General features: G+C 58.8%; 15 protein-coding genes. 10 read left to right on the top strand and 5 right to left on the bottom strand.

What is annotated here, in order from left to right; translation table 11 throughout:
- The first annotated feature begins 131 nt into the window (after positions 1-131).
- The 3 genes from NW829_RS05805 to NW829_RS05795 all read left to right on the top strand — a co-directional run bounded on the left by NW829_RS05805 (position 132) and on the right by NW829_RS05795 (position 1,829).
- Entirely contained in the window at positions 132-1,187 is a 1,056-nt protein-coding gene (locus tag NW829_RS05805) for a CobW family GTP-binding protein (protein WP_414416641.1), read from the top strand.
- A 91-nt stretch (positions 1,188-1,278) separates the two neighbouring features.
- Positions 1,279-1,605: a hypothetical protein gene (locus NW829_RS05800; RefSeq protein WP_414329244.1), complete on the top strand. Its 327-nt coding sequence runs from the start codon at positions 1,279-1,281 to the stop codon at positions 1,603-1,605.
- A 2-nt stretch (positions 1,606-1,607) separates the two neighbouring features.
- Positions 1,608-1,829, top strand: a complete 222-nt coding sequence (locus NW829_RS05795) for a hypothetical protein (RefSeq protein WP_011432797.1) — start codon at positions 1,608-1,610, stop codon at positions 1,827-1,829.
- Between the two features lie 45 nt (positions 1,830-1,874).
- On the opposite strand, the gene guaA is transcribed toward NW829_RS05795, so the two are convergent.
- On the bottom strand, positions 1,875-3,425 hold the full coding sequence (gene guaA / locus NW829_RS05790) for a glutamine-hydrolyzing GMP synthase (protein WP_414331898.1): 1,551 nt from the start codon (positions 3,423-3,425) through the stop codon (positions 1,875-1,877).
- A gap of 420 nt (positions 3,426-3,845) precedes the next feature.
- On the opposite strand from guaA, the gene NW829_RS05785 reads away from it, so the two are divergent.
- The 3 genes from NW829_RS05785 to NW829_RS05775 all read left to right on the top strand — a co-directional run bounded on the left by NW829_RS05785 (position 3,846) and on the right by NW829_RS05775 (position 6,098).
- Positions 3,846-4,835 carry a hypothetical protein gene (locus tag NW829_RS05785; protein ID WP_414416640.1) on the top strand — a complete coding sequence of 330 codons (990 nt, stop codon included), beginning with the start codon at positions 3,846-3,848 and terminating at the stop codon, positions 4,833-4,835.
- Entirely contained in the window at positions 4,832-5,614 is a 783-nt protein-coding gene (rsmG, locus tag NW829_RS05780; protein ID WP_414416639.1) for a 16S rRNA (guanine(527)-N(7))-methyltransferase RsmG, read from the top strand. The genes NW829_RS05785 and rsmG overlap by 4 nt, the downstream gene beginning before the upstream one ends.
- A 196-nt stretch (positions 5,615-5,810) precedes the next feature.
- On the top strand, positions 5,811-6,098 hold the full coding sequence (locus NW829_RS05775) for an RNA recognition motif domain-containing protein (protein ID WP_414329140.1): 288 nt from the start codon (positions 5,811-5,813) through the stop codon (positions 6,096-6,098).
- Between the two features lie 75 nt (positions 6,099-6,173).
- Here the strand turns inward: NW829_RS05775 and NW829_RS05770 are convergent, their stop codons facing one another.
- Positions 6,174-7,007, bottom strand: a complete 834-nt coding sequence (locus NW829_RS05770) for a metal ABC transporter permease (protein WP_414416638.1) — start codon at positions 7,005-7,007, stop codon at positions 6,174-6,176.
- Positions 7,008-7,031: 24 nt separating this feature from the next.
- The gene (locus tag NW829_RS05765) at positions 7,032-7,793 is read right to left on the bottom strand and encodes a metal ABC transporter ATP-binding protein (RefSeq protein ID WP_414416637.1); all 762 of its coding nucleotides are present in this window, start codon (positions 7,791-7,793) and stop codon (positions 7,032-7,034) included.
- A 59-nt stretch (positions 7,794-7,852) separates the two neighbouring features.
- Here NW829_RS05765 and NW829_RS05760 point away from each other — a divergent pair, with 59 nt between their 5' ends.
- The 4 genes from NW829_RS05760 (at position 7,853) to NW829_RS05745 (ending at position 12,874) form a co-directional block, all read left to right on the top strand.
- Positions 7,853-8,818 carry a metal ABC transporter solute-binding protein, Zn/Mn family gene (locus NW829_RS05760; protein ID WP_414416636.1) on the top strand — a complete coding sequence of 322 codons (966 nt, stop codon included), beginning with the start codon at positions 7,853-7,855 and terminating at the stop codon, positions 8,816-8,818.
- A gap of 72 nt (positions 8,819-8,890) precedes the next feature.
- Complete coding sequence (gene aspS / locus NW829_RS05755; protein ID WP_414416635.1) at positions 8,891-10,696, top strand: aspartate--tRNA ligase; 1,806 nt, start codon at positions 8,891-8,893, stop codon at positions 10,694-10,696.
- A 220-nt stretch (positions 10,697-10,916) separates the two neighbouring features.
- Positions 10,917-11,693, top strand: coding sequence for an enoyl-ACP reductase FabI (fabI, locus tag NW829_RS05750; protein WP_011432788.1), 777 nt, complete (start codon positions 10,917-10,919; stop codon positions 11,691-11,693).
- A 32-nt stretch (positions 11,694-11,725) separates the two neighbouring features.
- Positions 11,726-12,874 (top strand): AI-2E family transporter, encoded by a 1,149-nt coding sequence (locus tag NW829_RS05745; protein WP_414341734.1) that lies wholly within the window; start codon positions 11,726-11,728, stop codon positions 12,872-12,874.
- A gap of 153 nt (positions 12,875-13,027) precedes the next feature.
- Here the strand turns inward: NW829_RS05745 and NW829_RS05740 are convergent, their stop codons facing one another.
- Positions 13,028-13,924: a sulfatase-like hydrolase/transferase gene (locus NW829_RS05740; protein ID WP_011432786.1), complete on the bottom strand. Its 897-nt coding sequence runs from the start codon at positions 13,922-13,924 to the stop codon at positions 13,028-13,030.
- Positions 13,912-14,352: a hypothetical protein gene (locus NW829_RS05735; protein WP_238376922.1), complete on the bottom strand. Its 441-nt coding sequence runs from the start codon at positions 14,350-14,352 to the stop codon at positions 13,912-13,914. The genes NW829_RS05740 and NW829_RS05735 overlap by 13 nt, the downstream gene beginning before the upstream one ends.
- Positions 14,353-14,596 lie beyond the last annotated feature (244 nt).

Below are 14,596 nucleotides of genomic sequence, written 5' to 3'. Positions count from 1 at the left end.
GCCGCCAATGCCGAGGCGCAAAGGCTCTACTGATCGCATCTGAAGGGTTTAATCGGCTTCAGACAGCTAGGGCAATGAGGACAAGAGGATAAAGTGGAAGAGTTCCCTCTATATCGGATCGCTGCCACTCTATGACCGCAACCATCGAAGTGCCTAAGCGAGGCTTACCTGTCACCATCATCACAGGTTTTTTGGGCAGTGGGAAAACCACCCTTCTCAACCACATCCTCAACAACCAGAAAGGGATGCGCACAGCGGTGCTGGTCAACGAGTTCGGCGAGATCAGCATCGATGCGGAACTGATCGTCTCCAGCGAAGAAGACTTGGTGGAGCTGAACAACGGCTGCATCTGCTGCACCATCCGGGACGACATCGCCGAAAGCGTGTTGCGGTTGATGGAACGTTCCGACAAGATCGACTACCTGGTGGTGGAGACTACGGGATTGGCGGATCCCTTGCCGGTGGCCCTCACCTTTTTGGGGCCAGAATTGCGAGATCTGACGCGGCTAGACTCGATTATCACCCTGGTAGATGCCACCAACTTTGCCCCCGATCTGTTCAACAGCAACGTGGCCTACAGCCAAATTGCCTATGGGGATGTGATTCTCCTCAACAAAATCGATTTGGTCGAGGAAGCCGAGATCGAGCGTCTGGAAAAACGCATCCGCGAGATCAAAGAAGATGCCCGCATTTTGCGCACCGTCAACAGCGCAGTTCCCCTGGAGCTAATCTTGGATACCGATTTGTTTCAGGCCAGTTCCTTGCCCCAAGAAGAAGCCCACGTTCACGACAGTCACGACCACCATGACCATGAGCATGATCATGACCACTGCGAGCACCCTGACCATCACCACTCCCATCCCAGCCACATCGAGGCCGACGGCTTTAACTCCCTAGCCTTTGAGAGCGATCAGCCCTTCTCTTTGGATGCTTTCCAAAATTTTCTCAACGAGTTGCCCGATGCAGTCTTTCGTGCCAAAGGGGTGTTGTGGTTTGAGGAAAGCCCAGAGCGACATATCTTTCACCTCAGCGGTCGGCGCTATACCCTCAGCAGCGATGATTGGCCTCGCCAGCCCAAAAACCAGTTGGTGCTCATCGGTCAGCGGCTCGATACAGCCCGGTTGCGGGAAAAACTCCAGGCCTGTATTGCCCGTCCGGCCACGCGGGGTCGAGGGTTTGGTCGCTGAATCAGGGATTGGCGGCAGTCCAGGCTCAAAACAGTCGGGCAATGTTCCAGCAGCCTCGATCATGAAGCCCTGAGGTGATGGCCCACTCTCCATGTCCGACATCTTTGTGATGATCCGCAATCAGGCCAACAACGCGCTCACCTCTATCGATGGGATCCCTTTTCTCAGTTTCCTGGAGCGAGAGGGGCAGTTGATTGCAGAAGAAACCATTGAGTTGATCTATGCGGACGCTGGATTTGATGACCTGCCAATTGGAGAATACACTGTGGGGGTACGGCATGAACGGGTGGAACCCCCGAAAGCCACCTGCCCGGTAAGCATTACCTCTGAGGACGAGGTTGTTTTGGTAACATTTGTTTACCTTGAGCCCGAGCGGGTTCTGCTGACTATTCACGTCTCTGTGGAGAAGAGGTTGTAGCTATGACTGTCAAGGTCATCCCATCGCGCTCGATCAAAGCCTTTCGCTATCGGGTGTTTTGTTTGGGACAGGATCTCTGGAATGCCCGGGATCCGATTAGCCGTGCCAACCTTGCTCTGCAACTGGCGGATGCCGCTACGACTTTGGCCCGAATGGAAGTCCAAGCCGCTCAGCCCTTCAGCTCAAGCCCTTCCTATTCCCTGCCGGAAGCTGGCCATAGGTAGCCATCGATCCAGCCGGGAATCGAGGCCAGACGCAAGGGATCCCGCCTACTCCCACTCGATGGTGCCAGGGGGCTTGGAGGTGATGTCGTAAACCACGCGGTTGATGCCGGGCACCTCGTTGACGATGCGGTTGGAAATGGTGGCCAAGAGGTCGTAGGGAACTCGCGCCCAATCGGCGGTCATACCGTCTTCGCTGGTAACCAGCCGCACCACCACCGGGCAGGCATAGGTGCGCTTATCCCCCATCACCCCTACCGACCGCACCTCTGGCAGCAGCACGGCAAAGGCTTGCCAAAGTTTGGGATAGTAGCCGGAGCGGTTGATCTCCTGCCGCACGATCATGTCCGCTTCTCGCAGGGTTTCCAGCCGTTCTTTGGTAACCTCGCCTACAATGCGGATGGCCAGCCCCGGCCCCGGAAAAGGATGGCGGCCCACAATCTCTTCCGGCAGACCCAAAGAGCGGGCCAGTTGCCGCACCTCGTCTTTGAAGAGCTTGCGCAAAGGCTCTACCAGCTTAAAGCGCAGATTTTCGGGCAGGCCGCCGACATTGTGATGGCTTTTGATCTTGACGGCAATGCGTTCTCCAGTAACCGGATCCACATGGGTATTGGCAGACTCGATCACGTCTGGGTAGAGAGTGCCTTGGGCTAAGTACTCAAAAGGACCCAGCCGCTGGGATTCTTCCTCAAACACGCGAATAAACTCTGCCCCAATTCGTTTGCGTTTTTCTTCGGGATCGGTAACCCCCTGCAACTGCCGGAGAAACCGCTCCTGGCCATCCACGTAGTGGACGGGAATGTGAAATTGCTCTTGGAAAAGGCGCAGCAGCCGCTGGGGCTCTTCCTTGCGCATAAACCCTTGGTCGATGAACACGCAGGTGAGCTGGTCGCCGATGGCCTTGTGCAGCAGAAAAGCCAAAGTAGAGCTGTCTACCCCCCCCGAGAGGGCCAACAGCACCTTCTTATTGCCCACACGGGCACGTACCTCTCGAATGGCTTCCTCCAGAAAAGCTGCCGTTGTCCAGGTGGGCTCGCAACCGCAGATGTGATAGACAAAGTTGCGGATGAGAAAGGCGCCAGCCTCTGAGTGGGCCACCTCCGGATGAAATTGCACCCCGTAGAGACGACGCCTTGGATCGGCAATGGCGGCACAGGGGGTGTTGTCGGTAGAGGCCAAGGTGTGAAAGCCCGGCGGCAGTTCGGTAACCGAATCCCCGTGGCTCATCCACATGATGCTGTTTTCCGGCAGGTTGGTGAGCAGGTCGGTGGGATCCAAAATGTGCAGAGCGGCACGGCCATATTCCCCCTTCTGGGCTGCTTCCACCTTGCCCCCCAACTGCTGCACCATGAGTTGCATGCCGTAGCACACCCCCAGAACCGGGATCCCTAGGTTCCAAATCTCGGGGTCACACACCGGAGCGGCTGGCTCATACACCGAGTTGGGGCCCCCGGAGAGGATAATGCCCTGCGGTTGCAGTTGCCGCAGTTGCTCAGCAGTGGTGCGATAGGAAAGGATTTCCGAATAGACGTGGGTTTCGCGGATGCGGCGGGCAATCAGCTCAGAGTACTGGGATCCAAAATCGAGAATGACGATCATCTGGCGCTGCACTTCGAGGGGGGAAAGGCCGGAACTGGGAGGAGATGCAGAAGGGATCACAAAACCTGGCACAGTGCACAATAAAAAAGCCGGTCCAAGAGACTAGCTTGGCTATGGATACGATGGATACGAAAGAAACATTGAGGGCTCTTCCATGGTAACAGGGGTGGAGAGCTTGCACGCGGCTGCCTGCTCTAAAAAGCCTCTGTCAGGCTTGCCGAGAAAACAGCGCTTCTCGGAGGAGTCTCGCCGAAAAACCGCCTGATGAGCCCCTGAAAAAGCTGGCCACCGGCTGGGCATGACTCCCGCCAACAACGCAATACAGAAGCCAGATGACCTAGCAAAGTTAAGACTTATGATCGTGAAGGAGCGCTCCAGGCCGGTGGGGGTATTGGTAGGGATCCGCAGTGCCATTTTTTTATGTCGATTGTTGCCGAGTCCTTTCAAACCTATCTGCGCCGCCGCCGTCGTCTTCTAGCCCGCCGTCTCAAGCGACAGCAGGGCTGGGTCGTGGTTTTGGCTCTGCTGGCTTTGTACTTGCTCAGTTGGGATGCGCTGGGCGAAGATGGGTCACTATCGCACCTGTGGAGGGGACAACCCCTGTGGCTGGTGTTGATCCCGCTGTTGGGGGGAGGGCTGTACAGCTTGGGCGCCGGGGTGATCTGGATGCTGCGCCAGCGCTGGTCTGCCCAGCTGTTGGCCGAGATGATCAGCTTGCCCCATTTGACTTTGGCTGCCCTGATCTGGCTGGGGTTAGCCGTTTGGGGAGAGCACCTTTCGCCTTTCCTGTTGCGACAAAAAAACCAATTGTTGGCGGGCCTGTTGATCAGTTGGCTGTTGGCCCAGGGATGGAGTTTTTTCCAGACAGGTTGGGTAGTAGAGGCTGGGCAACTGTGGGCCGACTATCTGCAGGAGCTGCGCGGTTCTGTATTACAGCCCTGCTACCAGCGCCTGGAAGCCTGTCGTCTTTCGCTCCATCTTTACCACGCCATTTGGCAAGACCTGCAACTGGAAGAACTGGAGGCCCAGCACCTGATTCAACTGTTGTCTGAGTCGTTGCTGCCGCTGACCCTGCCGCTCAAGGTCTATGCTCAGCGGGTTCACCATTGCTGTCAGCAGTTGGCAGCCCTGCTGGCGCAAATGCAGGAGCGGGTAGAGCGGTTGGAGCAGGTGCTTTTGAATGTAGAGCTGGAGTTGGCCTCTCATCAGTTGCTTCAGGCTCAGCCGCAGCCGATTAACTTGCTGGCGGAAGATTGGGCCAGCTGTCAGGAGCTGGATTTGCAGGAGTTGGTTTGCTTAAACCAAGAGCTGCTGGGCACCGACCGTTCTTTGCAGGGCTTGACCCAAGAGCTGAAAGGCTGGGCCGACAGAGCCATCCCCGCTGGATTGAAACTGGGATCCCTGGGATGAAGAAGGCTGACGCTTCTTCCTCTGAGCCCCCACAGCTCAAGACGCTGTGGGAAAGCTGGCTGGCGGAGCTGGGTTGGCAGCCTTCTGAACAGCAGCAGCAACAACTGCAACAGCTCTATCCGCTGGTGATGGCCGGAAACCGAGCCCAGAACCTGACCCGCATCACCGATCCCATCGACTTTTGGGAGAAACACCTGTGGGATTCGCTGCGGGGCCTACGCCTGCTGGGATCCTGGGAGGCAATCCAAGCTCAGCCCTGGCGGGGGATCGACATCGGCACCGGGGCAGGGTTTCCAGGGATCCCGGCCCAAATTGCCCTGCCCCAAACCCGCTTTACCCTGCTGGACAGCACCCAACGCAAGATTGCCTTTGTACAGGACACCTTGCAAAGGCTCTCCCTCACCCAAGCGCGGGCAGTGGCTCAGCGGGCCGAAATTTGGGGGCAAGACCCGCAGGAACGGGGCAGCTATGATATTGCTCTGGCCAGGGCCCTGGCCTCGGCGGAGACCTGCGCCGAGTATTGCCTGCCTCTGCTCAAGGTGGGGGGACGCGCCATCCTCTATCGCGGCCATTGGACCGAGGCAGAAGCCCAAACTTTGGAGCAGGCCCTTGAGCTCCTGGGCGGAAAACTGATCCATGTAGAAGCCTTCACTACACCCCGCAGCCGTGGGGTGCGCCACTGCCTACTGCTGGAGAAAGTAGCCCCAACACCGCCTCTCTATCCTCGCTCTCCTGGCATCCCCAAACGCCAACCCTTGGGCCAAAGTAATCGCCCATGAAGGTTAGGATCCTGAGTTTCCATCTTGCTACAAAAGCTTCTCCCAATTCTCGGACAAAAAGCTGGAAGGATGGCTTTGCAAATGCCATTGGGAAGACTAAGATGTGGTTGGCATGAGGTTCGGATTGAGCGAATGGTTTAACCAGGTGAGCCTCCGAACTGAACGCTAAAGGGTAAGGTTCGGAGTTTGCTACACCATGACCATTTTTGTGGGTAATTTGTCCTTCAAGGCCAGCGAAGAAGATCTGCGGCTTGTGTTTGCCGAATACGGCACCGTTAAGCAAATTAAGCTGCCGGTGGATCGGGAGACTGGCCGTAAGCGAGGTTTTGCCTTTGTGGAACTGGAAAACGAAGCCGATGAGCAAAAGGCCATCGACGAGCTGGACGGTGCTACTTGGATGGGCCGGGATTTGAGGGTCAACAAGGCGTTGCCTCGGCAGGCCGGTGCAGGCGGCAGTCGGGATGGCCGCTCTTCCCGCTTCTGAGTTGACTACCTACCGCTTTCTACCCTCTCTCAGATGAGGTTCGAACCAGGGATCCCGACCTGCGATCCCTGGTTTCTAGCGCGTTCCTAAGAACACTCTGCCCAGAAAGGCCAGGCTAAACCAGGCGGAGGCCACCAGGACGATGGCCGGGCCGGAGGCCACATTGAGGTAGTAGCTGGCGTACATCCCCAGCAGGCTGGCGCTCACCCCAAATAGGGATCCCAACAGCATCACCTGGTGCAATCGAGGCACCACCAGATAGGCGGTTGCCGCTGGCGTGATCAGCATGGCCAACACTAAGAGCACGCCCACTGCCTTCATGCTGGCCACCAACGTCAGGGAAGTGAGCACCATCAGCCCCCACCCCAGCCGCTCGGTGGGCAGGCCGGCTGCTTTGGCCCCCAGGGGATCGAAGCTGTAGAAAGTCAATTCCTTGAAGAAGAGGGCCACTAACCCCAACACCAAAAGGGTGATGCCCACCACTGTCAGCACATCGACAGCATTCACCCCCAGGAGGTTGCCGAAGAGGAAGTGGTTGAGATCGATGCGAGCCCGCCGTTGGATCAAAGTGATCAACAGGATCCCCAAGGCAAAAAAGGCCGAAAAGACGATCCCCATGGCTGCATCCGGCTTGAGGGGGCTGGCGGAGCGGATCCATTGAATTAAGAGGGCGCTGAGGAGACCGGCCACAAAGGCTCCCACAAACAGGTTGAGGCCCAGCATGTAGGCAATGGCCAGGCCCGGCAGCAGCGAATGGCTGATGGCATCCCCCAGGAGGGCCAAGCTTTGCACCAGCAGATAGCTGCCCACCACGGCACAGAGAATGCCGACGGCCACCGCCACCAGCAGAGCCCGCTGCATGAAGGCAAAACTCAAGGGATCCGCCAGGCTGTGCCAGAGCCATTCCATAACGTTGTTGACCTCAAACTCTCCCTAGGCAGCTGAGTCCAGCAGCAGGGCTCGGCCATAGGCCCGCTGCAACACCGCTGGCTGCAACACCTCCCGCGGGGATCCCTGGGCGATCAACACCCGGTTCAGCAGGAGCACTTCGTCGAAGCGGGCCAAAGCCTGACCCAAATCATGGTGAACCACCATCACGATGTGGCCGGCATCTGCCAGCTCCCGCAACACCTGGAACAAAATAGCTTCGCTGGGCTGGTCGATCCCGGCAAAGGGTTCGTCAAGGGCGTAGATCTCCGCTTCTTGCGCCAAGGCCCGCGCCAGGAACACCCGCTGCTGCTGCCCCCCCGATAGCCGACCGATGGGCCGATCCCGATAGGCTCCCATCCCCACCCGCTCTAGAGCTTGAGCAGCCCGCTGCTGCCCCTTTTTCCCGATGCGGCGAAACCAGCCAGCAGCTCTCACCTGCCCCATCAACACCACATCCCACACCGTGGCGGGAAACGACCAGTCGATGGCCGAGCGCTGGGGTACATAGGCCACTTGCTCTCCCCACAGCGCTTGTCCGCCGTAGCGCACTTCCCCCCGTTCCAGCGGCACCAACCCCAACAGCCCCTTGAGAAAGGTGCTTTTGCCGGCCCCGTTGGGCCCAAGGATGCCCGTGATGCGCCCCGGCGCGATTTCAGCCTGGATCCCTTGCAGCACCTGCAGGCTGCCGTAACGCACCGTCAGATCCCGCACCACCAGGGATCCCCTGGCCGGACCAAGAGGGAGAGGAGGAGGTTGCTTTTTCATTTTGTTTTCATTTTCGGTAAGTCCAGTGTACCCTAAAGGGACATCTAAACCATGAAACGATGATCAAAAGTCTTGTCTTCCTTTGGGGGCGGCGCCGTTGGGTAGCAGCCTTCGGCTTGGCAATAGGACTCTGTCTCGCTGACGGGAACGGCAGTTTTCTGGCCTTGGCCGGTTCGGGATGGGCGCGTCCCCGCGTTGTGGCTACCACTACGTTGATCGCCGATTGGGTAGAGCAGGTGGGCCAAGATCGCATCCAGCTCACCAGCCTGCTGCAGCCGGGAATGGATCCCCATGTCTACGAGCCAACGCCGGCGGATGGGGTGGCCCTAGAGCAGGCAGACTTGGTGTTCTGGAATGGCTACAACCTGGAGCCGGGGTTGATGCGTCTCATCGAAGCCACCGTCCAAGGAGCGCGGCGGGTTGCCTTGGCCGAGATCCTCGATCCCATCGTCACCAATGAGGAGGATGGGATCCCCACTCCCGACCCCCACGTGTGGGGCAATGTGGAAAACGTCATCCTCATGGTGGAGCGCATTGCCCAAGAGCTGGCGGAACAGGTGCCTGGCGAGGCGACCTTCTTCCAAACCAATGCTGCTGCCTATCGAGCAGAGCTGGAGGAGCTTCATGCCTGGATTGGGGAGCAAATTCAGACCATCCCCCCTCCCAACCGGGTTTTGGTGACCACCCACGATGCTTTTGCCTACTACACCCAAGCCTACGGCCTGAAAATGGGGGGATCCCTTCTGGGGATCAGCACCGAAGAACAGCCCAGCGCCCAGACTGTGGCCCGGTTGGTGGCCGAGATCCGCGCTCTACAGGTGCCGGCTGTCTTTGCCGAGACCACCCTCAACCCCGCTCTCCTCCAAACGGTGGCCACCGAAGCCGGGGTCAAGGTAGCCGAACAGAAACTGTACTCGGACTCTTTGGGGGAGCCAGGCAGCGGCGCCGAAACTTACGTTGCCATGATGCGCCACAACACCTGCACGATTGTGGTAGCCCTGGGCGGATCCCCTGACTGCTCTTGAGAAGCTGAGTCGAGGCAGGAGGTCTGAGTTTTGTATGATAGGGGCTCAGACCCTTGTTCTCTCACCTCTTCCATGCCTGCTGCCATCCATCGCCCGGCCCGCACCCTCTACTGTGGCGAAGTCCGCCCGGCCCACATTGGCCAGACCGTCACCCTCTACGGCTGGATCGACCGCCGCCGCGACCACGGGGGGGTGATCTTTCTGGATTTGCGGGATCGCTCTGGCATTGTGCAACTGGTGGCGGATCCGCAGAAAACTCCGCAGTCATATCCACTGGCGGGGGAAGTGCGCAATGAATATGTGGTGCGGGTAACGGGAACTGTCCAGCAACGGCCCCCCGACTCCTTCAACCCTCGCCTGGCCACCGGCGAGGTCGAGATCTACGCCGAACAGTTGGAAGTGCTCAGTCGAGTCGGCAAGCAGCTCCCCTTCAGCGTCTCGGGAGAAGAAGCGGAGGAAGTGCGGGAGGAGATTCGCCTGCGCTATCGCTACCTGGATTTGCGGCGGGAGCGCATGTCCCGTAACCTGCAACTGCGCCACCGGGTCATCCAGGCCATCCGCCGTTTCCTAGAAGACGAGGAGGGCTTTGTCGAGGTGGAGACTCCCATTCTCACCCGCTCCACCCCAGAAGGGGCCAGAGACTACCTGGTGCCCAGCCGCGTCAACCCCGGCGAGTGGTTTGCCCTGCCGCAGTCGCCCCAGCTCTTTAAGCAGCTGCTGATGGTGGCTGGCGTGGATCGCTACTACCAGATCGCCCGCTGCTTTCGGGATGAGGATCTGCGGGCGGATCGGCAGCCGGAGTTCACCCAGTTGGACATGGAGATGAGCTTCATGGATCAAGAAGGGATCCTGGAGCTCAACGAGCGACTGATCTGCCATATCTTCAAAACTGTCAAAGGGATCCACCTGCCCCGTCCCTTCCCGCGCCTGACCTATGCCGAGGCCATGGCCCGCTACGGCTCCGACAAGCCTGACACCCGCTTTGGGATGGAGTTGGTGGATGTTTCGGAGGTGTTTCAGGGATCCCGATTCAAAGTCTTCGCCAAAGTGCTGGCTGAGGGCGGTTTGATCAAAATCCTGCCAGTGCCCGGCGGCGATGAAAAGATCTCCAACACCCGCATCAAACCAGGCGGGGATCTGTTCAAGCTGGTCACCCAGTATGGGGCGGGCGGCTTGGCCTTTATCCGGGTGCGGCCCGACAGCCTCGATACCATCGGCGCCCTGAAAGAGAGCTTGAGCCCCGAGCAGGAGAAGCGGTTGCTGGATCTCACCCAGGCCAAGTCAGGGGATCTGTTGCTGTTTGGGGCAGGGCCGGCGGCAGTGGTGAACGAGTCTTTGGGCCGGCTGCGGCTGCACCTGGGCCAGGAGCTGGGTTTGATCCCAGAGAACGCCTTGAATCTCCTCTGGATCACCGACTTTCCCATGTTTGAGTTCAACGCCGAAGAAAATCGCCTGGAAGCCCTGCACCACCCCTTTACCGCTCCCCACCCCGACGACTTGGCCGACCTGAAAACGGCGCGGGCCCAGGCTTATGACCTGGTGTGGAACGGCGTGGAAGTAGGAGGGGGATCCCTGCGGATTTACCAGCGGGAAATTCAGGAGCAGGTTTTTCAAGCGATTGGCCTCACCCCCGAACAGGCGCGGGACAAGTTTGGCTTTTTGTTGGAAGCCTTTGAGTATGGCACCCCGCCCCACGGCGGCATTGCCTACGGCCTGGATCGGCTGGTGATGTTGCTGGCCGGGGAAGATTCCATCCGGGATGTCATCGCCTTTCCCAAAACCCAGCAGGCGCGATGTTTGCTCACCGGCGCTCCTTCCAGCGTTGAGGCGAAGCAGCTCAAGGAACTGCACGTTGCTTCCACCTATCAGCCCGGTTGAGGGAGGTATCTTCCAACGACCACGGGTGCTCGATGATTTCGGCACGGGTAACAGGGCTGCGGAGATCCAGCAGACAATATTCCTTTTCAACCAATAAGGACTTTCATTGTGGAAGCCGGGCCTTTTTAACGGGAGTTCAGGAGTGCCTGGGATCCCTTCTCCCAGCCCCAGCTCCCACCTGTGGGAGGATAGAAAGGAATACACCCCTACTTTTTTTGCCATGCTACAGCTGACGGGAAAGAAAGCCTTGGTAACCGGCATTGCCAACGAGCGCTCCATTGCCTGGGGCATTGCTCAGCAACTGCACAAAGCGGGGGCCAGCCTAGGGGTTACCTATCTGCCGGACGAGCGGGATCGCTTCAAAACCAAAGTTCAGCAACTCACGGATCCCTTGCAGCCAGATTTTCTCCTCCCCTGCGACGTGCAAAGCGATCAGCAGATCAGCGATCTGTTTCAGGGGGTAACCGAAAAATGGGGTCAGGTCGATATTCTGGTTCACTGCCTGGCCTATGTCAAAAAAGAGGAGCTGAGCGGCAACTTCAGCGATATCTCGCGGGAGGGGTTTGCCCTGGCCATGGATGTGAGCACCTACTCCCTGATTGCCCTCTGCCGGGCTGCCAAGCCCCTACTGAGATCCGGCAGCAGTGTCCTCACCTTGACCTACTTGGGAGGAGTGCGAGTGGTGCCCAACTACAACATGGCTGCCGTCACCAAAGCGGGCCTGGAAACCTGTGTCCGCTACCTGGCTGCCGAGCTGGGCCCTGCCGGGATCCGGGTGAACGCCATTTCTGCCGGCCCAATCCGCACCTTGGCCTCATCGGCCATTTCCGATTTTCATGCCATGCTGCATGCTGTGGAGGAGAAAGCTCCCCTACGGCGCAATGTCACTCAAATAGAGGTGGGCAATGTGGCGGCTTTTCTGGCCAGCGACCTGGCCAGCGGCATTACCGGCCAGGTGATCTACGTGGATAGTGGGTATAGCATCCTGGGTTTTTAAGCGCTTTGGGATCCCTTGGGGATGGCTCCGGCATGAATCGCTTCTCACCCTTGCAGCGGTTGCTGCTCACCTGGATCTTGATCGTCATCAGCGGCTGGCTGGCCATACAGGTGGGTCGGCTGTTTGGGCATTTGCTCACCACCATCCTGACAGCGGCGGTGCTGGCCTTTTTGCTCAACTACCCGGTGCAGGTGCTGCGGCGCTATCGGGTCAGTCGAGGTTTGGCGGTCACCCTGGTCTTTGCTCTCTCGGTGGTGCTGCTGGTCTTGGTGGGGATCGCCGTGGTGCCGGTCTTGGCCAAGCAAGTGGTGCAGCTGGGGGCGCGGATCCCAGAGTGGGTGGACACCTTACAAAATTGGCTCGACCAGATTAGCCTTTGGGCCGCCGAGCGCAACATCAACCTTGGCCAGACGGAGCTGGTCAATACCCTTCTCAACCGCCTGCAGGCCAGCGCCGAGAAAATTGCCGGCCAATCCCTGGATCTCCTTCTGGGTACGTTCAACCAGGTGATCGACTTGGTGCTGGTGCTGGTGTTGGCCCTCTACATGCTGCTCTACGGGGGCCAGTTCTGGCAGGGGTTGCTCAGCCTCTTCCCCAAACCTTGGGGGCCGCGCATTGGCGAAGCCCTAGCCCTCAGCTTTCAGAACTTCCTCATCAGCCAGTTGGTGTTGGGGTTCATCATGGCCCTGATGCTGGTGCCGGTTTTTGGGTTTTTGCGGGTACCTTTCGGGCTCCTGTTTGGCCTGCTGATCGGCCTGCTGGAGGTCATCCCCCTGGTGGGGGGGGTGATTGGCATTGGGGCGGCGGCGGTGTTGCTGGCCTTTCAGGACATTTGGCTCAGCCTTAAAGTGGTGCTGGTTTCCCTGATCGTGCAGCAGGTGAAGGATCGGGTCATCGCCCCCCGCCTGATGGGAGAGCTGATCGGGCTAAATCCAGTGTGGATCTTGATTGCCCTGTTGGTGGGGGCGCAACTGGGGGGCATCCTGGGCGTGATCGTCGCCATTCCCCTCAGCAGTGTGGTGAAAAGCCTTTACGAGATCGCCCGCTCTGCCGACCTGGCCGCCGAAGATGGGTTGGGTTCCGGTGTAAAAGGATCCCCGCAAGGGCTCCGTCCGAGTAGCGCCAACGGCGAACCCCGCCGGGATCCTACCCTGCCCAAGCCGGAGACCCAGCAGATCTAGCCACCCGAAAAAGGAAGAAGCTCTGTCCATGCGCTTCAGGAGATCGCGTTAACCGGCAGGCAAACAGAGGCTCAATCCTGGAAAGCCCAGTTGCTGGGCTATCGATGGCCACCCTTGTCCTCAGGGAGAGGGGCTGGGGGTGAGGGCCTCATCCTAGCGAATCTTGCCCTCGATAAAAGGCACCTCCAGCACTTTTTCGTGGTGGATAGGGCCGTGGCCGAAGTAGCCTCCCTCCCCAAACAGTTCGCCGTGATCGGCTGTAACCGTGATGTAGGTGTTTTTGGGAACCAGGTCGAACAGCTGTTCAAAGATCCCATCCAGGTAGCGCACCGCCTGGATCTGTCGCTGCCGTAGCTCTTCCAACTGGGCCGAATCGAAAAAGGGGATCCCGTCCTCTTCTCCTTCATCCAGCCGCTTCAACACCCCATTCACCCCCGAGATGCGGGGCCACAAGCTGGGATCCTCATCGGGCAGCGCGTAGGGATAGTGAGTTTCGCCCACGTTTAACAGGTAAAAGCTGGGGCGATCCGGCTCGAAGCGCAACTGTTCCACCATGGCCGCCATATCGTTGTGCTGGGGCATGAGGCGGTAGGAATCGAAATCCCGATTCAGCAGCGTGCTGGGGTTGAGCACCGGCATGGAGACCATGGCGTGGGTGGTGTAGCCCAGTTGATGCTTCAGCAGCGTCGGCAAATAGAGATGAGGCAGCAGATGCTTGAACTCAATGGGTTGCCGGGTGCCGAGCCGCTCGTTGTAGCGCAGATAATCTTGCTTGTAGTGCTCGGACGCAAAAACGTGGATGGGGCTGGTGTGGGGCAGCAGGCCCATGAGCAGGTTGTAATGGGCAGGGGCCGTCCAGGAAGCGTAGCTCCAGCGCTTTTCCAGAGGGCCCAACTTCAGCAAGTGCTTGGGGTTGGCCGCCAGCAGGCTGTCGAAGCGGCAACTGTCTAGAACGATGAGCAGATAGTTGTTCTGTCCCCGCGGTTCAGGGCGGGGGTCGGGCTCAGACGCAGGAGCGGCAGACGATTTCCACCAGTTTAGGAATCCCATCCTTCCTCCTCCTCGTCGGCGTAGGGCCGCTGGACAATCCGCCAGTTGGGAGCTGCTGCCGCATCGTCGTCCTCAGGAGCGGGATCGCGAATGCGTTCCGGCGGGATATTGGAATAGGAATAGCGGCCTGCTTGGGGATCCGGCTCGTACTCCGGCAGATCTTGGGGCAAATAGTGGTCGGGGGGAATCAGCTGGGCTTCCAAAAAGCGAACTCGGTCGCTCAACTGAGTTAACTTACGGATTGCCTGTCGCTGGAACACCCGGTCGTGCAATCGCCAGGAGCCTACATACAAAAATCCCAGCCCCATCCCTGCCCCATAAGAGGCCAATAGCACCAACGATAGAGGAAGCGGGGATCCCGATTGCCCACCCACCACAACCCTTGCCGGGGATCCCCAGTTTTGGATGAGGAGAACGAGCAGGCTCAAGATCCACAAGCCCAGGAGTATGAAGCGAAGGTTTCTGATCGCGTTAGCGGGACGAAATTCTTGCATGGCCTCAACCCTACCCTTTATTAGGCTACCATTCTTCCCTTTCTCCACTGGCCTGGCAGCAAAGACGCTGGAAGCTCAAGCGGAGTTGTTCTCAACAGCCATTAGCCCTCTCCCTAAGGCGCGCTTCAGCTTACTAGCGCAGGAGCCCCGCACTGTACCCGTAGGGTCAGTGCCGGGA

Source organism: Synechococcus sp. R55.8 (assembly GCF_047461895.1).
Classification (GTDB): Bacteria; Cyanobacteriota; Cyanobacteriia; order Thermostichales; family Thermostichaceae; genus Thermostichus.
This window is presented reverse-complemented; position numbering and strand designations above follow the sequence as displayed.